This is a genomic window from Priestia sp. TRM10 (assembly GCF_057808375.1).
Genome location: NZ_JBJZOT010000016.1, coordinates 118971 through 141534 on the forward strand (window position 1 = coordinate 118971; position 22564 = coordinate 141534).

Sequence of the window (22564 nt, forward strand, 5' to 3'; positions counted from 1 at the left end):
TATATATTTTGGAGGATAGACGAATATGACACTAGAAGATCGCTTGATCCAAAAGACATATTACAAACATTTTATAAATGACAATGAAAATCGCCATCCCATAGAAGTCCTTGGCGAAGCAACAGTTGCAGAACAGGAGAAGGAATCCTACGATTTATCGGATATTCGCTTTGCTCAAGGAGAAGTTTATTATCATAGTCAAGATTTCGAAACGGCTATTTTTAAATGGGAGAACATTAATAGCGAACTCGAACCATGGGCGAAAAAGAATATTGGAGACACCTACTACAAGACACGCAGACTATCAGATGCTGAGGAAATTTATCTTTCTTTGAAAGTAGATGATCCTATTTTAACAGCTGAAGTTTCCTTGCAGCTTTTTTCTCTTTATATTGATCAGGATAATATTGAAAGAGCATATGAAGTGATTAAAGAAGCTGTTAAAGTAAACCCAGCTTATCCAGGAATAACAGAACTAGCGCGTAAGTTTTATGAACGTCAAGAAGATTGGGAAAGCGCAACAGAGCTTGCAGTTAGTGAATCTCTTCGAACTGAAGATCTTTTTTGGTTTGCAACGGTTATTAAATATGCCAAAAATCAATATACAACAATCTTCTCACCTGATTATTTCTACCAAGTGCTTATCACATTTTATAAAACAGATCAAATGCACTTTAAAAAGCTTGTGTCTGCATTATGGGAAAGCTATAAAAACGAAGAGACTTATCTAGAATGGATCAAAACAATCAATGATATTTTCCTTAATGTTGATATTGGTCTTTATGAGTATTGGCAAGAAATCTCATCTCTATATGAAGAATCTTATTTATATTTAATTAGTGGATCATACGATTTACAAGTTCTTCATGATTTCATTCCAACAACATTGGAAAATTGGTTGAAAGTAACAAGAGATGCTAAATCATTGTTCCCAGCTGCAGCCATTTGGACATGGAATGAGCAGTTCCCATCGACTATTATGGAGGAATCTGTTCAAAAAGCAGAAAGCACTTTATTTAACTCAGACAGCGATATTGATGGGCTATCATATAGCCTCAACATCGTAGAATCAATGATGTCGTGGGCAGAACAGCGCAATATTGAACTAGATCCGTCAGTTGCGAGTCTTTTAAATAAGAACGTTCATCATCTTCTTATGATTGATCCAGAAAATGATGAAGAAACAACTGTTAAAACACTTCATACTTTCTCAAGAGAAGAAGATGAAAGAACATGGATGGTTGTTGATGGCTCTAGTGCTTACCGAGAAAAGAAATTAAGACAATCTCTTGATAAATGGGCACCACTAGGAGATTCATTGCTTTTTATTGTTCATCCAACATACACGTTTGGTGAAGACGAACGTGAAGAATTAAGAAAGCTTGAGCAATCCATGCCTGTTCATTTCCTTATTAAAGGAATGGATGCACATGGCGATATTGAAAGCCGATTACGTATGGATTTCCAAGATGCTTTAATTAGTGTAGGTGGAGATGAAAACTTAACATCATTTATTCAAGCGAATTTCTTTGAAATTATTGATGGAACTGAGAAGCGTCGCATTCATAAGCTGCTCTCTTTCATGCGAATCACGCTCCATGACCTTGGAAAAAGACGTGTTGAAGAAGAGCTTTATTTACAAAATCTTATCAATACAGAAGAACAAAAAATTGAAAAGCTTGGAAGTGATATCGAGTTTTTACGTGAGCTAGAGAAGAAAAAATCTCGATATGTTACAGAGACATATGCCAAGTTAAAAGATGAAATCAAAGACAACTTTGAAAATAGTCTCCCAAATTTACTTCGAGAATGTACAGAGATTATTACAGAGGATAGTGACTTTGCCAATATCCATAAAGAAGTAAATGATAAAATGAATAAAGTAATTGAAGTTCAATGGACAAAAGTATTAACAGACCTTCAGCATGCTCTTCAACAATGGCTTTCTCTTTCACGCGAAGAGCTTGTCCAAAGTCAAGAAAGCTTTGACGATCTTGCCGTAGAATTTAATAATCGCTTTGCCAGAGAAAAAGTAGAGCTTAAAGGAGACTTTAAGATTTTAGATGACTGGCGTCGTGATATTAGACGATTAACGGTAAGAATGCCAATTGAAGAACAAAATATTTTCCTTCAATCTAAATTTGCACAGCTTATGTTCCAGCGCGCTGGAAAATTGATTGGTGCTTTAGCTTCTCAGAAAACGATGTACAATCAATATAAGAAAAATGTTGATAGTCAAGATTATGAAGAAGCAGCTCAAATGGTCACAAATCGTCTTTTTGCACAATTTAATTCTCTTGAGAATTCACTTAAGCTTGACGTAGAAACATTCTTTTCACAGCCATTTGAAGAGCTTACAATGCTTAAAGATGGAACAGAGGTATCACTTGAAAATAACCGTTTAACACTAAAAGATATGAAAGAAAACCCAGGAGAATATTATAATCCAATTAAATTGTTCGAAATTCGTGTGCGTCAGTATGAAGTGATGATTGAAGCGAAAGAAGAAGTAGATTATAGAGAGATTTTAGTAGAAGATAATTAAGAAAAAAGGCACCGCTCACTCGCGGTGCCTTTTTTCTTAAAGATAATCCGAACTGTCCATTAATGAGTGAGATAGTGCAACAATCAAGAGTATAAAAGGAGTCATTAGGGATAAAAAAGAATATTTGTAGATTAGAGAAGCGGAATTCTTTCTTTATATTGGGCGATTAAATGCTTATTATGGTTATCTGCTCCTTCCATATTTCCACTTTGAAAAATAGGTGGGTTTAGTCCAGCTTGAAGCATTTTCTCAATTACTTCAGAGAATAAAGTATTAAGGATAATAGCGCCAATAACAGTAGAGCCTGAACCAAATTTAATATCGTTTTTATTTAGAAGTACATCACCTTTTGGAATATGATTATCTAAAACAACATCCACAATGTCATGTAGATAATGTCCACTTTCATGACGAGAAGGACGGCTTTTTGCATAAATTGGGGAAGTAAGACCAATAACATATGCCCCTTTTTCTTTTGCTAAAAGTGCTACATCAATAGGAACTGGATTAACACCAGAGGTTGAGACAACGATACATATATCTCCTGGACGGATATCTTGTTCTTTCATAAATGTATGAGCATACTTATTTTGTCTTTCTAACTGTGAAGAACGAGACGCACCTTTATGAAGCATTAATTCCTCTATAAAGATAGGATGAATGGGAGCTAAACCACCAGACCGATAAAATAGTTCTTCTGTTAACATATGTGAATGTCCACAGCCAAATAAATGAATAATACCTTGTGAATTAATACTATTTACGATTTGGGTTGCTGCTTCCTCTATAATCGTTTTTTCTTGTGTTTCTACCTTATAAAGTAAAGCTTTTATTTCCTCTATATATTGATTGCTCATAGCTAACTCCTTATATTTATTATCTAGTCATTGTAAAAGTGAATTTATAACGGTCAGCTCGATATGATGACTTTACAATTTCAAGAGGAGTACCATCTTCTAGATACGTATTTCGTTGAATAAATAAAATAGGTGCAAACTTTGAAACACCTAAATGTTCAATTTCAAGATCAGAAGATATGGAAGACTCTAAAGTTTGGGTCGCATATCCAATTTTAAGATGGATATGTTGTTCAATATATTGATAAAGAGATTCATTAACAATACTTTCAGTTAAACCTTTAACCAAATTTGCTGACATATAAACTGTTTCTAAAGCCATTGGAATATCGTCAGCTAAGCGAATTCGTTTAATTTCATAGACAGGTGAGTATTTAGAAATCTTAAGCTGTTCCGCAATCTTATCAGTACATGGAACAATAGTGAATGTCAATAATTTACTGCTAGGAGTCATTCCTCGCGCTTTCATGTCTTCTGTAAAGCTAGTTAAACCAACGAGCTGCTGTTCTAATTTTTTTCCTAACACAAAGGTACCGCGACCCTTTTGACGATATAAGTAGCCTTCGTTAACTAAATTATTAATAGCTTGCCGTACAGTCATTCGGCTAATTTGGAAACGTTCAGCAAACTCACGTTCAGAAGGAAGAGCATCATTTTGCTGTAACTCACCATTTTCTATTTGTTTTTTTATTTGTTCTTCGATTTGATAATAAATCGGAAGAGGTGAGTTTTTATCAATCACTAGATTTCTCTCCTTTATTCTCTTAAAACAAGTAGTGAATTACCTACTTGTCCTAAGTTTAATTTTAATTTGAAATATTTTGTAGATGTAATACACCTGACAAAGCTTGTTGATCTGCAATTATTGTAACACAATTATGCTTTTTCAAAATAGATGCTGGAAAATCTTCAGTGATGTCTGCTTGAAGTAATTTATTCATTGCTTCAGCTTTCTTTTCCCCTGAAACAAGTAATAAGATTTCTTTACTTTTCATGATTGTTTCAATTCCCATTGTAATAGCGTGCGTCGGTACATCCTCAATTGAATTAAAATAACGAGCATTTGCTTGGCGTGTGGATTCCTCTAGCGTAACAACATGAGTAGGTGCATTAAACGAGGTACCAGGCTCATTAAATCCGATGTGTCCATTTTCGCCGATGCCAAGAATTTGCAAATCAATGCCACCATGATCTGCGATTAACTGATCATAACGTTTACATTCTTTCTCAATATTAGGAGCTAGACCATTAGGTAAATAAGTATGCTCGATATCAATATGTTTAAACAATGAGTCAACCATGTAGTAGTGATAGCTATTTGGATTTTCTTTTTCTAACCCGATATATTCATCTAAATTAAAAGAAGTTACATCTTTGTAAGAAGTTCCATTCTGCTTATGATCTTCAATTAATGTTTTATATAAACCCGTTGGTGTTCCTCCAGTTGCAAGACCCAGTTTTACATTCTTTTTTTCTTGAACTTTCTTTATTAAAATATCTGCTGCTTTGCTGCTCATTTCATCATAGTTTTTTACTTGAATAATCTTCATTTTGTATGCTCCTTTTTATAAGCTAATGTTCCTCGGCAAAATGTCATTTCTACGTCTAGGTTTTCATTTAATATAACGATATCAGCATCTTTTCCAACAGCTATACTTCCTTTTCGATCGAAAATATTAAGTTGTTTGGCTGGATTGACTGATGTCATTTTCACGATGTCTTCTAGTGAACAATTTGTGTAGTTTATTGTATTTTTAATCGCATCATTCATCTTTAAAATACTTCCAGCAAGCGTTCCATCTGCAAGAGTCGCAGTTGTATCATCAACGTTAACTGGTTGCCCACCTAAGTCGTACGTTCCATTTTTAAGCCATTTGGCACGAAGAGAGTCGGTGATTAAAATCATCCGATCACTTGTAATTTGATCGTAAGCAAGTTTTACCATCTCAGGTCGACAATGAATGCCATCTGTAATTAATTCAACAAACAGTTCTTTGCGCAAGTAAGCAGCCCCTAGAACCCCTGGCTCCCGATGATGCAGTCCACGCATCCCGTTATATAAATGTGTTACATGCGAGAGACCTGTTTGAATAGCTTCATCAATTTCATCGTATGTTGCATCTGAGTGACCAATAGAAGCAACGACGTTCTGACTTTTTAAATAAGTGACCATTTCTAATCCACCCGGTTGTTCAGGAGCAAGTGTAACTAATTTAATATGGCCCCCCGCATTTTCCTGCCATCGTTTGAATAAAGACAAGTCAGGGTCTTTAATATGAGTAGGTGGCTGAGCACCTGCTCGTTTTGGGGAAATAAAAGGACCTTCTAAATGAACACCTACTATTTCAGCCTGTTCATTAACCCTTTGATTATTAATAAAATTCCCTACGTTTGTTAGAGCTTGTTCAATAGCTTCATTTGACTGAGTCATTGTTGTAGCCAAAAAGCTTGTTGTTCCTTCTTTTGGAAGAGTAGCAGCCATTGTTTTTAATGATTCTTGGGTTGCATCCATCGCATCAGCATTTGCTACTCCATGAATATGAATATCAATAGCTCCAGGTACTAGTTTATAAGATGAAGAACACTTAATGACTTGATCATTTGGTTCTGTTTTATACTCTGAGATTGATCCGATATCTTTGATTTTTCCATCTGAAATACGAATATATCCATTTTGAATTTTCCCAAGGTCGCTATAAATAATTAAATTGGAAATAACGATATTTTGATTTTCTATCATACATAATCTCCTTTATAGAAGTAAAAAGTAGTAATTAGAGAGGTAGGTAACATGTTCATTATGTTTTACCATTTGTATCTAGTATATACCATCTATATATAGTTGTCTATACCACTATGAAGTTTAACAAAAAAATCCTATTACTTAATATCCAAATAACCCCATTAATATAAGATTTAACATTTTATTTGGTATAGACAACTATATGTTGATTATGGTAGTATGAGGCAAAGAAAACGCTTTAAAAGGAGATAAAAACATGTTGAATTTTCTACAACGTATTGGTAAATCACTCATGTTACCAATTGCAGTATTACCAGCTGCTTCTTTGTTACTTCGTTTAGGACAAGAAGATTTACTAGATATTCCCTTTATGGCTCAAGCCGGGGATGCTATTTTTGCAAACTTGGCATTGTTGTTCGCCCTTGGGATTGCTGTTGGGTTATCTAAAGATGGTAGTGGAGCAGCAGCACTTGCTGGGGTTGTTGGCTACTTTGTATTAACAAAGGGAACAGCTGCTATTGATAAAGATATAGATATGGCAGTTTTAGGTGGAATTATTTCAGGGATTACAGCTGGTTTGTTATATAATCGTTTTTCAGATATTAAACTTCCAGAATGGCTCGGTTTTTTTGCAGGAAAGCGCTTTGTCCCTATTATTACGTCAGTAGTGATGTTAGTGCTTGCAGGTATTTTTGGAGTAGTATGGCCTCCAATTCAAGAGTTAATTAATAATGTTGGGAATTGGATTACAGGAGCTGGCGCAGTAGGAGCTGGAGTATACGGACTTCTAAATCGTTTATTAATTCCAGTTGGACTGCATCATGTATTAAATAGTTTAGTTTGGTTTGTATTTGGAGAGTATAACGGAGCAACTGGTGATATTAATCGCTTCTTCGCAGGGGATCCGACAGCAGGACCATTTATGACAGGTTTCTTCCCAGTCATGATGTTCGGATTACCAGCAGCAGCTCTTGCAATGATTGCAGCTGCAAAGAAAGAAAAAAGAAAAGCTGTAACAGGTATGCTAGCTGGATTAGCTCTTACTTCATTCCTAACAGGTATCACAGAACCAATCGAATTTTTATTTATGTTCATAGCACCGCTTTTATATGTCATTCACGCTATCCTGACAGGAATCTCAATGGCAGTTGCTGTAATGTTAGGTATTCATCACGGCTTTGGTTTTTCAGCAGGGGCAATTGATTACTTCTTGAACTTTGGTATCGCTCAAAAGCCGTTATTGTTAGCAGGAATCGGCATTATTTATGCCATTATTTACTTTGTTATATTCTATACCTTAATCAAAGCGTTAAATATCCAAACACCAGGTCGTGAAGAAGATGAAGAAATAGAGGAAACTGTAGATTCTGATTCAACAACAGGCGACAAATATGTAGATATGGCATCTTATTTTATTAAAGATTTAGGTGGAAAAGAAAACTTAACGACTATTGATAACTGTGCAACACGTTTACGTTTGCAAGTTGCAGACACATCCAAAATTAATGAGTCTAATCTAAAGCGCCACGGAGCTCGAGGTTTAATGAAATTAGGAAAAACAAATGTACAAGTTATCGTAGGTACAGATGTTGAATTTGTTGCTGATGCAATGAAACAATTAGTGAAATCTGGGGCAGCAACAATCAATATCTCTAAAGAAAATGAACAGGAACGTTCCGAAATAAAAACAGCTGACACAGCTCAGGTTGAGTTTGTTCTGCCATTTGAAGGAACTGTAAAGCCTCTTAGTGAAGTGGAAGATGAAGTATTCTCTTCTAAAATGATGGGGGATGGATTTGCTATTGAACCAGTTAGCAATACACTAGTTTCTCCAATTGAAGGAGAGGTAATGAGCATCTTCCCAACGAAGCATGCTATTGGTTTAAAAACAAACAATGGATTAGAAATACTTATTCATGTTGGCATAGATACAGTAAAATTAAATGGAGAAGGATTTAAAGCACTTGTTCAGGAAGGGCAGCATATAACGAAAGAAACACCGTTGTTAGAAATTGATTTAGAGTATGTAAAAAAACATGCCCCTTCTATTACAACACCAATTATCTTCACAAACTTATCGGAAGGTAAAGAAGTAAAACTTAATAAGTCTGGTTATCAGAAGCAAGGTACTCCTGATGTTATTAAGTTTTAAACTATCGACTTAATATTAAAGGAAAGAGGCATAAACCTTTACAAGAAAATAAGGGTTTATGCCTTTTTTCATTTTTATAAGGATAATCAGACTAGATAGAGTATATGCTGATATTATAATAATTGACTTTTCTTCCCATAATGATTTACAATTATCTTGAATTAAAGATATATTACTTTGAGATATAATTATACATTAAATGAAATAGATCACTTTAACTAAAGAGGAGTGAAAGAAGATGAACTTAACAGGGTTACATCATGTTTCAATTTTAACAGGGAAAGCAGAAAAAAATTATCTTTTTTATACGAGGATTCTTGGAATGCGTCTTATTAAAAAGACGGTCAATCAAGATAATACAGAGTCTTATCATTTATTTTACGGAGATGCCAAGGGTAATCCTGGAACTGAATTAACGTTCTTTGATATTCCTCATCTTGGTAGAACACATAAAGGAGCGAGCAGTATTTCTTCAACGTCTCTAAGAGTGGCGAGTACTGACTCACTCCATTATTGGGCTAAGCGTTTTGAAAAATTAGGTGTTCATTATGAGGAAATTAAAAAAAGAGCTGGGCGTGAGACATTAGCTTTTGAAGATTTTGAAGGAACAAAGCTTATTCTTGTTGCAGATAACAATGAAAAAGGGGTAGCTCCAGGCGAAGCATGGGATGGAAGTGATGTTCCAAAAGAGCATGGTATTCTTGGCCTTGGAGCTGTTACGTTAACTGTTGCAGATGCAAAACCAACAGTGCGAGTATTAAAAGAGTTATTAGGTTTTTATTATGTAGGTTCTTATCCATCCCTTGATGGAGATTATCCAGATGTTGAAGTATATGCAACAGGAGAAGGGGGAGTAGGAGCTGAAGTCCATGTTGCAACAAGAGCCGATTTACCAAGGGAGCGTTTAGGAAGAGGTGGCGTTCATCATGTAGCATTTCGGGTTCCAAATGAAGAAGAATATAATGAGTGGGCGAAACGCATTAATCAAGCTGGTTTTGTGAACTCTGGAAAAGTAGATCGTTTTTACTTTAGAGCGCTTTATTTTAGAGAACCAAATAATATATTATTTGAACTATCTACAGATACACCGGGATTTGCTCAAGATGAATCAGTAGAAACATTAGGTGAACGACTTTCATTACCACCGTTTTTAGAACCGAAAAGAGAGGAGATTGAATCACGACTTCGTTCATTAGAATTTGAGGGAAATTAATAAAGATTTGCTCTTCTCACAGAGGGAAGGTTTCAATTAAATAAATAGAAAAAAGAGGCGATAATTCGCCTCTTTTTTAGTTTGCCTTTGCAAGTCCAAGGAATACGGCGCCAATAATAATTAACGCACTCCCAATCACAATTCCAATCATTTGACGCTTAGTTTTCTTTTCTCCAAGAATTAAGATCCCACCGAATGTAGAAATGATAATTCCCATTTGTGAAAGAGAAAAACTCGTCGCAACGCCAACTTTTGGTTGTGAGAGGAATAAAAATAAGTTCCCAACTGCCCAAACAACACCAGGAATGATGTTCTTTAAGGCATATTTATTAAATGGTTTATGTTTATATGTAAGCAGCACGCCACCAATTACCATCCCGATAGCTTGAGGGAATAGCGCAGACCAACCGTCAACTCCAGTTAACTGAGCAATTACAACATATACTAAATAACCAATCGTTGAAACTATTAAAATCCCAATTCCTTTTTTTAGTTCTCCAGGCTTCTCTTCTACTGTATTGTCTTTTAATGAAGTTAATACAATTCCGACAATAATACATACAAGAGCAAGGCAACCGAATAAGATGCTTACAGCAGTTGACCATTCTCCAAAAACAATCATACCAAATAGTGCAGTTGAAACTAACTGCATTCCTGTTGAAATTGGCATTGTTTTAGATACGCCCATATGTTCAATACTTTTAAGTTGGTTTCTTTGACCAAGTGTCCAGAAAAGACCTGAAATGACTCCGATTACAAAAATCTTTGTATCGATTTCTGGTTGGACAAACAGAAAAATAACCGCAGAAAAAATTAACGCTCCTAGTGTAGTACCAAGTGTTTGACTATAAGGACCACCACCTAGTTTGACGTTAAATAGAACTAAGCTCCCCCAACACAAAGCAGGGATAAGAGCTAACAGGATGTCCATCTTGATGAAAGCTCCTCTCTTTATTTAGTTTTGCTTAGGCTTTCATAGTTGTATAAAGTAACCTAAAAAATTTACATAACAATGATAATAACACGAGTAAATAGGCTTGTCCATCTTTCTGAAACATGCATTTTTGCCTTGTCACGCCTAGATTTCTGACGGGTATTAGATGTTAACGCTACCAACTTTTTTAAAATAAAAGTTTAGGAAGAAAATTATTCTTAAGTTTTGTCATTTCTCTCATGCCAAACTTTTAAGATGTCTTTGTATAAAATAATAGGAAAGATTGCTAAGATTTATTATGTAAGCGAAAACATAGTGGGTATAATGCTATTTTTTATTCTAGCGATAGATTGTTAGAAAATAAGTATAAGTGGGAGAGATAAAGATGAAAGCATTAGTTATAGAAGAACCATATAAAGCGGCAATTAAAGAAGTTCAATATCCAATACCCGGAAAAAATGAAGTCACTATTAAAGTGAAAAATGTAGGAATTTGTGGAACCGATATTCATATTTTTAAAGGTGAGTTTTTGTCCCCATATCCTATTATTCCAGGGCATGAGTTTTCGGGTGTTATCGACCAAGTTGGAGAAGGTGTAACAGAATGGAAAGCTGGAGATCGTGTAACAGCTGACCCTTCATTATTCTGTGGTGAATGCGAATTTTGCTTAACGCATAGAGGGAATCAGTGTGAAAATTGGGGAGCCCTTGGAAATACAACAGATGGAAGTATGGCAGAGTATGTTAAGGTTCCAAGTCGAAATGTTGTTAAACTTGCAGATTCAATGAGTTTTGAAGAAGGTGCTTTTATTGAACCAATGGCGTGTGTTGTTCATGGGATGAATCGACTTAGCTTAAAAGTAGGAGATAAAGTTTTATTGTTTGGAGCAGGTGCTATGGGGCAGCAACTTATTCAATCTTTAAAAATGGCAGGGGCTTCAGAACTTGTTGTTGTTGATATTGATCAAGCTAAATTAGATATGGCTCTTGAGTGGGGAGCTACCAAAGGAGTATTAAGTCAAGAATTAGAAGAGCATATCAACAGAACTACATATCCTTATGGATTTGATGTTGTAATTGATGCAACAGGTATTCCATCTGTTATTGAAACAGCAATGAACTATCTTGGAAAAACAGCTAAATATCTTCAGTTTGGTGTCACACCTCAAAACGTTCAAGTTACACTGGATCCTTTTAAACTTTACAACAATGATTGGACTTTACTAGGGTCAATGGCCATCAATTATACATTCCTTCCTGCTTACCAATGGGTAAAGGAAGGTCGGATTAGAGTCAATCATCTTATCTCGAAAAAAATTTCGTTAGAGGAAACAATAGACTTTCTCAATGGGGAGAGAGACTCTAGTTTATTTAAAGTTCAAGTAGAAGTATAAGTAGCCTTTCCTCTGCTCGTTGGCAGGGGAAAGGTTATTTATTAATGATAAATAAGAAAAATTGTTCTTTTGAAAATATGTAAATAAGATAGAGCTTAAAAAATAGATATAGAAAGGAATTGTGAAATGACTCATTCATATTTATTAGGAATCGACGTTGGGACACAAGGAACAAAAGCGGTTGTGATAAGTTTAGAAGGGAGAGTAGTTGCAGAAGGTCAGTCTTCTTATCAATTTCAGTCGCTGAAGGCAGGGTGGGCAGAACAGCATCCATCTGTTTGGTGGGAAGCTGTGACAGAAAGCATTAGACAGCTATGGAGGAAAGGGATAAGTCCACATGATATTAAAGCGGTTGGAGTGACAGGGCAAATGCACAGCCTAGTCTTGTTAGGAGAAGATGGTAAAGAGCTACGAGAAGCTATCTTATGGAATGATGTTCGGACGATGAAGGAATGTAAAGAAATAGAAGATAAAATAGGAGCAGATATGATATATGACATTACTAAAAATGCTGTATTACCTGGTTTTACTGCTCCAAAGCTTTTATGGGTTAAAAAGTATGAACAAGCAGTTTTTGATAAGATAGCACATGTTCTTATGCCCAAAGATTATATTGTTTATAAACTTTCTGGGATGATGTCTGCAGATGTTTCTGATGCAAGTGGCACAAGTTTATTTGACACGGAAAAACGAGATTGGTCTGCTGAGCTAATTAAGGGTCTTGGTTTCGATATTGAATGGTTTCCAGAAGTGCATGAGAGCAGCGAAGTTGTTGGCTCAATTGATAAGAAAGCTTCTGACCATACAGGTTTGCCTTTACATATTCCAGTTGTTGCTGGAGCTGGGGATAACGCAGCAGCAGCGCTTGGAAATGGAATTTATAAAGAAAGCGTAGCAACTATTAGTATAGGTACGTCTGGAACTGTGTTTACACCGTTAAAAAAACTACCACTTTTAAAGAGAACTGAAGGGAATACAATGCATTTATTTTGTCATTGCCTACCAGACATGTGGCATGCTATGGGGACGACCTTATCAGCAGGAATGTCATTAAAATGGTTGAAGGAAGCTTTTTATAACGAAACATATGAAGATATATTGACTCATATTGAGCAAGTTGATCCAGGTTGTTCTGGGTTATTATTTCTACCTTATTTAAATGGAGAAAGAACTCCTATCAACAATCCAGATGCAAAAGGTGTTTTCTTCGGTATGCAGTATAAGCATAAACAGGAACATTTCGCTAGGGCTGTAATTGAAGGTGTCTCATTTAGCTTAAAAGATTGCTTGTTAATGATTAAGGAAAACGGTATTCCTGTAGAAAAGATTTATGCAACAGGAGGAGCAGTTAAAAGTAAATGGTGGACACGTATACTTGCTGATGTTTTACAGCAGAATCTTCATATTCATAAAGAACGAGAAGGTCCTGCATACGGAGCGAGTATTTTGGCAGGATTAGGGATTGGTGTATGGGATGATGTTACAGATTTAGATTCTCTTTTTAACCAAGATGAAGTGATTCAATATGATGAAAAAACAGAGCTGATTTATGACAAGCAGTACCGAAAATATAAAAATATTTATAAGGCATTAGAAGACCATTTTTAATAAATAGAGGAGAGCTTAAGCGTGGAGAAATCATTACTAATCAGCAGTAGGCAAACAACTATTTTATACAAGATAATAAAAGCGCATCCTCCTATTTCTTTACATGAGATTGCAGATGACTTACAAATTAGCTTACGCACTGTTCAGCGAGAACTTGCTCAATTAAAGTCTCTCTTAAAAAGATATAATTTAAAACTTGTCAAAAAGATTAGAGCTGGGGTTTATATTAATGGTGACCTTCAGAAAAAGAATGAATTGTTGGCTGATTTAGGGCACAGTGGACAAATGAAAGAATTTTCTCCAAGAGAACGACGGATAGGGTTAACGTGTGACTTATTACGATTAAATGAACCAACGAAGCTTTATGTATTTAGCAAAAGGTATAATGTTACAGAAGCAACAATTAGCCATGATTTAGATGAAGTAGAGCATTGGCTTATACAATTTGATTTAGAACTCATTCGTAAACCAGGTCTTGGAATATATGTAAACGGCGGAGAGAAACAAATTCGGACAGCTATTGCCACAATTGTTCATGATCATACACTTCCAGAAAACTGGATTGAAGTTTTTCAGCTTCTAGAGAGTGATGAAATAAATGAGGGTGGGATAAAAGAATATATTCCTGAGATTTACTTGGAGTTAATTGATTTCCAAACCTTATCAAAAGTGCAGAAAGTTTTACAAAAGCATTTGAACCAAAAGGATAGTATAAATCTTACGGAACGTGATTTTATTAATTTAGTTATTCACATCGTATTAGCGGTGGAACGAAATAAACATAGCGTTATGATAAAGAACTCAGAGCGTTACTTAATTAAAAAGGAGTATCCACTTGTATTCTATCTTGTGGAAGAGCTTGAATTAGAAATGGGGGTAAGGTTTCCACCAAATGAAATTCAGTATATCATTCTTCATATTTATGGAATGCATAGCTCTTTACAAACTGAAAGTGAATATGATGAAGTTACAATCTCTCACTTTGTTTATTCTTTTATTTCAGAAACCGAGCGCTTTTTACAAAAACGTTTTTTAGATTCAGCCTTAGTTGAAGGGTTAACAAAACATCTGTATCCAGCTTTAAATCGTTTGAAAAATGGGTTAACGATTTATAATCCATTGCTTGTCCAAATTAAAAAGGATTATCCAGACGTTTATGAGGCATGTAGTGAAAGTGCAAAGACTTTATCAGAGAAAATCGGTGTAGTTATTCCAGAATCTGAAATAGGTTATCTTGCTCTCCATATTGGAGCCTCTTATTATGAGAAAAGAGAAGAAAAAAGGATATGTCAAGCTATTATTGTTTGTGCAAGTGGTTTTGGTACGTCACGACTAATTGCTTCGCGTATAAAAAAAGAACTTCCAAACGTTGAGATTGTTGATATTGTAGCTTCTTCAGATTTAAAAAACTGGCTTCGTCAATATGGAGAGGTAGACCTCATCATTTCTACAGTAAAACTAATAAATGTAAATGAGGACAAGCTATCGTTAGTTTCTCCTTTATTAACAGAATATGAAATTGGAAGACTTAATGAAAAAATAAAGCATATGATGAGTGAAAAAAATGAGCTTTCAAAAGATCATACAACAAAAGAAGTTGATCAAAACCATTTACTATCTCTAGCTAAATATGGAGAAGCCATACTGCAGATTTTACGGAATATACATGTTCATAAAAGTAAAATAGAGGATGGAGCCTTTTTAGATCCATTACAATATTTTTTTCAAGATATGTTGTCTGTGTATGATTCAAACCGAGTTATAGAGGATTTAAAAGTAAGGGAAGAACAAGGAAGTTTTATTATCGATGGAATCATGATTTTACATGCAAGAACATCTGGTGTGAATGAGATGATTGTGAAAGTAATACAATTGTCAGAACAAAAATGTTGGAAAGACGATAATGGACAAAGTCAAACTGTGCACACTGTATTGATTATGCTAGGACCAAAAGAAGCTTCTAAAGAATACTTTACAATGATTGGAGAAATTAGCAGTGCCCTCATAGAGAGTGATTTTATTAAAAAGATGAGAGAAGGTTCAAGTGAAGAATTGAAAAATTATTTACAAGACATTCTTCTAAAGGCGTATAAACAAAAAATTTTGTCGGTGCAAAGATGATAAAGGATAAGATGAGAATAATAGGAAAAGTTTGTAGTTCTATTGTGTATCGTAATATTTCTGTAGTTATTGCAGCTGGCATCTTGAGTATATTATTTGGGAAGAGTGGATGGTGGCCACATAAAGAATTTAATCAATTCTTAGACGCGCTTTATTATTATGTTATACCTCTATTGCTAGCATTTACTGGTGGAAGGATTTATGGAGGGCAGCGAGGCGGGATTATTTCTTCAGTTGCACTCTTAGGTCTTATTCTTTCAAGCGATGTACCAATGATTATTGGGGCCATTATTTTTAGTCCTCTGATTGGATGGGCATTTCATAAACTCGAGAAAACAGTAAAAGTGTATTTTCCAATCGGAACGGAATTGTTATTAAATAATGTAATTGATGCGGTATTATCCCTTTCCCTTATGTTTAGCATGTATTTTATAGTTGGACCTATTTTTAATAAAACCATTGCTTACTTTAGTGAAGGAATGCTTGTTTTTATTAATTCGAATTGGCTTCCCATCCTTGCTTTTATTATTGAACCAGCCAAAACATTATTTCTTAACAATATTATTAATCATGGAATAGTAGGACCTTTAGGGATCCAGCAATCAAAGGAATTAGGGAAATCAATCTTTTTTCTACTTGAATCTAATCCTGGACCAGGACTTGGGATGCTATTGGCCTGTTATTTTAAAGTAAGGGAAGAAGAGAAGCCTAATCTGAAAGCAACATTAGGAATTCAACTGATTGGAGGTATACATGAAGTATATTTTCCTTATGTTTTAAGAAGACCTATATTACTTCTTCCTGTTATAGCAGGCGGATTTATCGGTATTTTTATCTTTCAATTTCTTAATGCAGGGCTTGTATCAACTGCATCGCCGGCAAGCATTCTATTTATTCTCTTTCTAGCGCCTAAAAGTGATCTTTTATCTATTGTATTAGCCATTAGTTGTTCTACTTTTGTTTCCTGGTTTTTATCTTCCTTACTTTTAAAGAAAGAAATCACTTTTTATGATAAGACAGAAACCGAGGAAATGTTAACTGAAATCCGACATATTCAGGCACTTCCTAATAAGGAAGTGAAGATGAAGGAAAGGGAAGAAAAGAAAAAAGTAGAGAAAGTTATTGTTGCCTGTGATGGAGGGATGGCATCCAGTGCTATGGGATCCGCTATCTTAAAAAAGAAGCTCCGTAGTTCTCCATTAAAGATTGACATTGATTATATGGCAGTAGATGAAATTCCATCAGATGCAGATATTATTATTAGTCACCAGCGACTAAGTTCTACCATTAAAGTTCAACATCCCGAAGTGCTTTACTTTGGTCTTTATTCTTTATCAAACGCTCAAGAGTACGACAAGATTGTTGAATATATAGAAGAAGTTTCTGGAAGGTAAGAGAGAGGATCAATCCTCTCTCTTTTTAATTCACTGCTGTTTTATTTTTTGTTTTAAGGGCTGGTGAAGCTTTTTCTTCTTCTGGCAATGTAATGAATTTTGTTAGAAAAGCGCTTAAGAAATAAAGACCAACTAGAATCCAAACAACTCCTTCATTACCAAGCGGTCCAATGAAAATACCAACGATTGCTGGTCCAACAAATACAGGTAAACCAGCTCCGAGATTTAAGACAGCAACAGCTGCTCCCTTATCTTCTTTCACAAGTGAAGGGACAAGAGCTGACAGTGGTACATAGCCAGCAAGTGATGCTCCCCATAAAATGCCTGCTATATAAATAAGTGTTAAATTTCCTTGTGTCAGCTGTGGCATGTAATATAAAAGAAGCGTCGTAATCCCAGCAGAAACGCCACCAAACCAAATAACAGTATTTCTCCAGCCAAGTTTGTCGCCAATTAATCCAAAGAACACGTTGAATAAAATATTACTTGTAAAAATCACTCCCCAAATTTGAAGCCAAGTAGAAGTCGGAATTCCATGAGATGCCATGTGTGTTGGTAAAAAGACAGGGAAGGCAAATTGGGACGTTGTATTGATTGTCCGAACGATACCTCCTAATAATACCTTTGGTTCTCTCTTCATAATTGTGAAGCCCTTGGCAAGCTCCTTCAGTTTTGAGACATTATCCTTATTACTTTTACGCTCCAATTTATCACGATTGATTACTAAAGAGAGAACAGATCCAAGGCATACCCAGAAAATTGAAGACCAGAGTGTATTGATATGACCAAGTGCTTCAATAGCCCAGACAGAATAATATGCTCCAAGAACATTTAATCCGCCTGTAAATACAAACCAAAACCATCCAACTGCAACGCCTAACTTTTGTTTTGGACTTCGATAAGAAATCCAGACGAGAAATGAGTAAGCGAATAATGGATAACCAAGTCCCCTAATTGCATAAGTAATGAGCATCGTACCATAAGCTAATTCACTAATTCCAAAGTAAATGAAGCTACTGGTTCCAATAATATAAACGAGGAGTCCCATAAGCATCGTTTTTTTCGGACCATATGCTTCAACTAACACTCCAGATAGCCATGAAGCAATAGCAACTGTTACTCCGTATGCTGTGAAAAGTGAAGCCGATTGCTGTACAGACATGCCATGGTCAAGAAGATAAGGACTTAACCAACCAATTTCAAGTCCATCACCCATCATGAATATTAAAATACCGAGGTATCCCCATGCAATCTTCCTGGGAATTCCAATTTTATCAAGAAAATGCATACCACCTGTATTTGATAATTGTGCCATTCTCTTAATCCCCCTATTTTATAATGTTTTTATCTTTAGTAAATTGAGAAAATGATTACGCTTACAATTAATATTGTATCAAGTGGATAGGGGAGAAAGAGGGGGGACTTCTATAAAGTTTGACACGTATTCTAGTGACAGAAATTAAGGAGAATGCTCTACAAAGGAAAGAAGCTTTCTATCGATAAAAGAAGAGTACAGGAAATTACTCTTTGATAATTTCCTGTACTCGACCAACTTGTCCGTCTTCTAGTCTTACTTTAATTCCATGAGGATGAAAGCTAGAATTAGTTAAAATATCTTTTACAATACCTTCTGTTAATTTTCCAGTGCGCTGATCTTTTTTTAGTACAATTTTAACTAAAAGTCCTGCATGGATATTTGCTCGAGATTGCCCATTCATATGTGAAAAACCTCCACTTTTTACTTTTAAACAAACGTTTGATTAATAAACAACTATTTCAACAGTATATCTTTCAAAGGAAAGGAAAAGCAAGCTTATATAAAAAGGAAAACCCTAAAGAGAGAGTTTTCCTTTTTGTAAAAAATGTTCAACATGGTCAATCCATTGATCTTGATTCATCCTTTTTAAAACAAGAGATGGCTGTTCAGTTACATCTTCATTTTCGTTGTATACAACCCAAAGCCGTTTATGAATAGGCAGAATAAGGTGAGCTTCTTGAATTTGTGAATATTCTTTTAGAGAAATTAACGATTCTGAAATGTTAGCAAAACGACGACCATAATCATTAAAATCCGAGAGAAATATTTTCAACATTTCTTGATGTTGATGAATATGAAAAGATTCACAAAGAGAGGCTAGTTCATCCTCTGTCTTAGTCTTCTCAACAAGTCTATTAAAAAGTTCTTCTGTTAGTGGAATGTGAGCAGTTTCTATCTCTCCCCATGCTAATACTTTCAAAAAGGAAGTAATTGCAGGCTGAATTTCATTCTCTTTCAAAATAGAAAATTCGTGAACGACATCATGTTTTACTACATGCTTCAAACTTTCGTCACCAGGCAGGCGATGGAGCATTAAAACTTCCTCAGCTCCATGTGCTTCTTTATTACAACGAATCATCTTGGTTGATTGAACGAAAAGGTCCATCATTTGTTTGAAGACAGGATGAAGAGATTCCGCTAAGTTTTCTTCATTAATGCCGAGCAGCAGTTCTTTTGAAAGCAGGCTATGTGATGCGGTTTCAAACACAATTTGTAAGTCGCTTTCAGATTTTTTACCAAGTCCAGATTCTAGAACACCTGCTGCAACTTCATCATATCCACATAAGACAAGAGAGAGGGCAAGTTCTTCTGTACTTAAACTAATCTTTGGTTGTTGATTCATATTTAATACCTCACTTTATATCCTTTAATGGAGTAATCCTGAGACCCAATTAGAACCTTGGCTGAAGAGTTCCTTGCCTTTGTCGATAGTTTTGGAGACTTGTTCTTTACCTTTATCAATTGCTGAACTTACACCTTCTTTAATATTGCTGTATGTTTTATTAATGGTGTCTGAGTGTTTGCGAATAAAGTTTTCTGCTTTACCAGCAACAAAGTCTCCAACATATGTACCAACAACCCCACCGATAAAGGCCCCAGCAACAGCTCCAGGAGGACCCAAGAGTCCACCGACCGCTCCACCAAGAACAGATCCACCATAAGCTGCAGCAGATTTAATAGCAACATTTGATGCAGAGACTACTCCATCTGTTGCAGTAAATTTCCCTTGTTTAATTTTATCAATAGTTTTAACGCTTTCTTCAGCTACGTTTGACATAACACTGATAGGAAAGATTTTCTTAGCAATAGAGCCTGTTACTTTTTTCAATCCAACCCTTGTATGGTTATCACCGATACCCATAAAGTTGTACTTCATCCAGCCGTTAAATGTACGATATTTATCCATGCCTACTTTGTTTTTTAAGAATTTAATAGCGGGATTTGTATGGTTCTTTTGCATAAATGCTGTAGTACGACGGGCAAAGTTACGAAAGACAGAGGATTTCCCTTTTCCTTGAACCCATTTTGCAGTACTTATACTAACAACATTTGTGCGAGCATTTCGCATTGTAATATTAATAGATTTTGTTGCAAGAAGGGAGAGAGCAACAGCTCCGTGGGTTGTAATAAGGATTTTATCTAAGTTCCCTTTAATATCAAAATATTGACTTCCGATAGAAGGAAGATTAAGAAGGGCTGCAAGAATACTATCTTGTGCAGCCATAGCGCTTGCGGTTTCACTTGCAATGCTATGTAGAGAATTAACACTACTATTGATAGAATTAAAGGAAACAGATAATGAGACGCCTTTAAGTCCTTGTAAACAGTTATTTACTCTTTGATCCACTGAAGAAATCTCATTTCCGATAGAAGAGACTTTTGAAGCTAGCTGTTTCACAACATCAGGATTAATTTCAATTGTAGACATATTGCTTAGTCCTTTCTCTATAAGATCAAGCTTTTTCTTGCTTAAGTTTTTCTTTTGCTTGTGCAAGACGTGCTTGCTCAGCAAGATTTTCTAAATAGGTGCTCTTATCGTTTATTTCGTCGGTTTTATTGTCAATCGTCTTAAGGAGTGTGCGTGAGGTTTCATCAAATTCTCTTCTTGATGATGTTTTCCAGCTATGATCTTGATCCAAAAGAGTCTTGAGATCTTGCCCTAAATTTTGTAATGAAGAAGCTTCTTTTTTTAATATGCTAGCAGCACTTTCTAATTCACTAGGATTCAAAGAAAGTAAATTCATGGTTTATATCACCCCAAAAATCGGTCTTTTTATCTATAACAAAAAAATAGCATTAATTATAAAATTTAAATAGATGTAATTTGTAAAAGAGAAGAAAAATAGTAAAAAATATCTATAAGAAAATGATTAATCTATAAAATAAGTAAAGGAAGGATAAGGAAATGGTATCAATACGATATAGAAGGAAGATTGCTCTTCTAAAGTTATTAGCAGCTCTTTTGTTTGTTATTGCCGGCATATGGCTTATTTATATGATTCCTACCGCAGGATTTATACGGCAAGTACTAACGGTTATTGCGATTATTTTAGCTTTTGGATTTTTTGGCCAATATTTATTTCTTTTTATTTATTTCTTATTTAAGCCCTCTACAGAAATACTTAAATATGATCGTGATAATATTTATTACAAAGATCAAGTAATTTCATTCAAAGAAATTGAAAAAACAGTAAATGGATATATACCTCGAAAAACCTTACCAGGGGGTGTACCAGGTTTCCGTTTTAAATTAAAGAATGGGGAACTATTTGAAGTCCCTACATATCACCTTTTTATGGTGGAAGAGTTTGCTAAGTATGATGAAAAGTTAGAGAAGCTTGTTTTAAAAAATAACTAGTCTTATATCTTCAAAAGAAAGGTTAGTACTATATGTTTTTAGTCGCCATTACAGTCTTTGCTACACTTGCCCTTGCATTAAATACTTTATATAGTGCTTTATTAACATTGAACTACAGTTTTGTGAAGAAAGTATATGAATCTATGCTTGAAAACGATATTTTCTTAGTTGGAAGTCTTACAGCTTATACTTGCATGGGTCCTGCTTATTATATAGCTAAAGTAGTTCATCGACTTCCTTATCTTTTTGCTAAATTATTAATGCTAGTTACCATTCTGCTGTTTATTGCTTTGAGTGGATATATGATAGATTTAGTAAATTCATTCTGAGGGATTTTGTAGGAGAAGCGGCGTAAAGAGAGACGAAAAATTATTAACGCAAGAAAGGGTATAAGAAAAGGTATTGTTTAATGGAGTATATTAAGTATAAACGTTCCATAGTATTAATGAAGTTATTAGGCTGTGTTCCATTTGTAGCATTTGCTATTTGGTTGATACTTTCTATACCGAGGTTTGGTTTTTTTGAACAGCTTACATCTATTGTTGTTATTATTGTTGCTTTGTTATTCTTTGGACAGTATCTTGCTATTTTCTTTTATTTTCTAGTTAAATCTTCTCCTGTTCTTTGTTTCATCGACGAGTACTTTGTCCATTACAAGAATGGCAAGTTCGCGATTAAAGATATAGAAGAAATTTTAGACCTGACTATTTATACAAAGAGACTTCCAGGAGGAATATCAGGATTTCGATTCAAGCTGAAAGATGGAGAAATCATTGAGATTCCAACACACTGTCTTCTCACATTAGGTCAGCAAGCGGATGCACTAGATATAGTTGAAGAACGGATGAAGCAATACAAATGAGACAAGTAGAATACATAAGAGTTAATAATTTATCTTCAACAGGATGACTTACATGTATAGAAATTG

The 22564-nt window shown here is 35.0% G+C and carries 20 protein-coding genes; 10 read left to right on the forward strand and 10 right to left on the reverse strand.

Annotation, left to right across the window (positions count from 1 at the left end; genetic code table 11):
* Positions 1-25: 25 nt before the first annotated feature.
* A complete protein-coding gene (locus ACK3CR_RS24775) occupies positions 26-2545 on the forward strand; it encodes a tetratricopeptide repeat protein (protein ID WP_488976263.1) in 2520 nt (839 codons plus the stop codon).
* 131 nt (positions 2546-2676) lie between these two features.
* Here the strand turns inward: ACK3CR_RS24775 and ACK3CR_RS24780 are convergent, their stop codons facing one another.
* The 4 genes from ACK3CR_RS24780 to nagA form a co-directional block, all read right to left on the reverse strand.
* Positions 2677-3402, reverse strand: a complete 726-nt coding sequence (locus ACK3CR_RS24780) for an SIS domain-containing protein (RefSeq protein WP_328123852.1) — start codon at positions 3400-3402, stop codon at positions 2677-2679.
* 19 nt (positions 3403-3421) lie between these two features.
* Entirely contained in the window at positions 3422-4144 is a 723-nt protein-coding gene (locus tag ACK3CR_RS24785; protein ID WP_019390515.1) for a GntR family transcriptional regulator, read from the reverse strand.
* A 64-nt stretch (positions 4145-4208) separates the two neighbouring features.
* Complete coding sequence (gene nagB, locus ACK3CR_RS24790; RefSeq protein ID WP_328123853.1) at positions 4209-4952, reverse strand: glucosamine-6-phosphate deaminase; 744 nt, start codon at positions 4950-4952, stop codon at positions 4209-4211.
* Positions 4949-6142, reverse strand: coding sequence for an N-acetylglucosamine-6-phosphate deacetylase (nagA, locus tag ACK3CR_RS24795; protein WP_243515286.1), 1194 nt, complete (start codon positions 6140-6142; stop codon positions 4949-4951). Before nagA ends, nagB begins: the two co-directional genes overlap by 4 nt.
* 259 nt (positions 6143-6401) lie before the next feature.
* Here nagA and nagE point away from each other — a divergent pair, with 259 nt between their 5' ends.
* Positions 6402-8297, forward strand: a complete 1896-nt coding sequence (gene nagE / locus ACK3CR_RS24800) for an N-acetylglucosamine-specific PTS transporter subunit IIBC (RefSeq protein ID WP_243515283.1) — start codon at positions 6402-6404, stop codon at positions 8295-8297.
* A gap of 238 nt (positions 8298-8535) precedes the next feature.
* A complete protein-coding gene (locus ACK3CR_RS24805) occupies positions 8536-9510 on the forward strand; it encodes a ring-cleaving dioxygenase (RefSeq protein ID WP_430240112.1) in 975 nt (324 codons plus the stop codon).
* 76 nt (positions 9511-9586) lie between these two features.
* Here the strand turns inward: ACK3CR_RS24805 and ACK3CR_RS24810 are convergent, their stop codons facing one another.
* Positions 9587-10441, reverse strand: a complete 855-nt coding sequence (locus ACK3CR_RS24810; RefSeq protein ID WP_019390520.1) for a GRP family sugar transporter — start codon at positions 10439-10441, stop codon at positions 9587-9589.
* Positions 10442-10829: 388 nt separating this feature from the next.
* Between ACK3CR_RS24810 and ACK3CR_RS24815 the strand changes: the two genes are divergently transcribed.
* The 4 genes from ACK3CR_RS24815 (at position 10830) to ACK3CR_RS24830 (ending at position 16960) form a co-directional block, all read left to right on the forward strand.
* Entirely contained in the window at positions 10830-11837 is a 1008-nt protein-coding gene (locus ACK3CR_RS24815; protein ID WP_488976264.1) for a zinc-dependent alcohol dehydrogenase family protein, read from the forward strand.
* Between the two features lie 126 nt (positions 11838-11963).
* Complete coding sequence (xylB, locus tag ACK3CR_RS24820) at positions 11964-13445, forward strand: xylulokinase (RefSeq protein WP_488976265.1); 1482 nt, start codon at positions 11964-11966, stop codon at positions 13443-13445.
* A gap of 21 nt (positions 13446-13466) precedes the next feature.
* Positions 13467-15566: a BglG family transcription antiterminator gene (locus ACK3CR_RS24825; RefSeq protein WP_488976266.1), complete on the forward strand. Its 2100-nt coding sequence runs from the start codon at positions 13467-13469 to the stop codon at positions 15564-15566.
* A gap of 11 nt (positions 15567-15577) precedes the next feature.
* On the forward strand, positions 15578-16960 hold the full coding sequence (locus ACK3CR_RS24830) for a PTS sugar transporter subunit IIBC family protein (protein WP_488976267.1): 1383 nt from the start codon (positions 15578-15580) through the stop codon (positions 16958-16960).
* A gap of 25 nt (positions 16961-16985) precedes the next feature.
* Here ACK3CR_RS24830 and ACK3CR_RS24835 read toward each other — a convergent pair whose 3' ends face one another.
* From ACK3CR_RS24835 to ACK3CR_RS24855, 5 genes are all read right to left on the reverse strand, one after another.
* The gene (locus ACK3CR_RS24835) at positions 16986-18275 is read right to left on the reverse strand and encodes an MFS transporter (protein ID WP_243515238.1); all 1290 of its coding nucleotides are present in this window, start codon (positions 18273-18275) and stop codon (positions 16986-16988) included.
* Positions 18276-18480: 205 nt separating this feature from the next.
* The gene (locus ACK3CR_RS24840) at positions 18481-18678 is read right to left on the reverse strand and encodes a YwbE family protein (protein ID WP_243515235.1); all 198 of its coding nucleotides are present in this window, start codon (positions 18676-18678) and stop codon (positions 18481-18483) included.
* 114 nt (positions 18679-18792) lie between these two features.
* Entirely contained in the window at positions 18793-19620 is an 828-nt protein-coding gene (locus ACK3CR_RS24845; RefSeq protein ID WP_328123861.1) for a hypothetical protein, read from the reverse strand.
* A gap of 24 nt (positions 19621-19644) precedes the next feature.
* Positions 19645-20706, reverse strand: a complete 1062-nt coding sequence (locus ACK3CR_RS24850; protein WP_243515229.1) for a YtxH domain-containing protein — start codon at positions 20704-20706, stop codon at positions 19645-19647.
* Between the two features lie 25 nt (positions 20707-20731).
* Complete coding sequence (locus ACK3CR_RS24855; protein ID WP_488976268.1) at positions 20732-21022, reverse strand: hypothetical protein; 291 nt, start codon at positions 21020-21022, stop codon at positions 20732-20734.
* A 161-nt stretch (positions 21023-21183) separates the two neighbouring features.
* On the opposite strand from ACK3CR_RS24855, the gene ACK3CR_RS24860 reads away from it, so the two are divergent.
* From ACK3CR_RS24860 to ACK3CR_RS24870, 3 genes are all read left to right on the forward strand, one after another.
* Positions 21184-21636: a hypothetical protein gene (locus ACK3CR_RS24860; protein ID WP_243515223.1), complete on the forward strand. Its 453-nt coding sequence runs from the start codon at positions 21184-21186 to the stop codon at positions 21634-21636.
* Positions 21637-21668: 32 nt separating this feature from the next.
* The gene (locus ACK3CR_RS24865; RefSeq protein ID WP_243515220.1) at positions 21669-21965 is read left to right on the forward strand and encodes a hypothetical protein; all 297 of its coding nucleotides are present in this window, start codon (positions 21669-21671) and stop codon (positions 21963-21965) included.
* A gap of 80 nt (positions 21966-22045) precedes the next feature.
* Positions 22046-22498: a DUF5381 family protein gene (locus ACK3CR_RS24870; protein ID WP_488976269.1), complete on the forward strand. Its 453-nt coding sequence runs from the start codon at positions 22046-22048 to the stop codon at positions 22496-22498.
* Positions 22499-22564 lie beyond the last annotated feature (66 nt).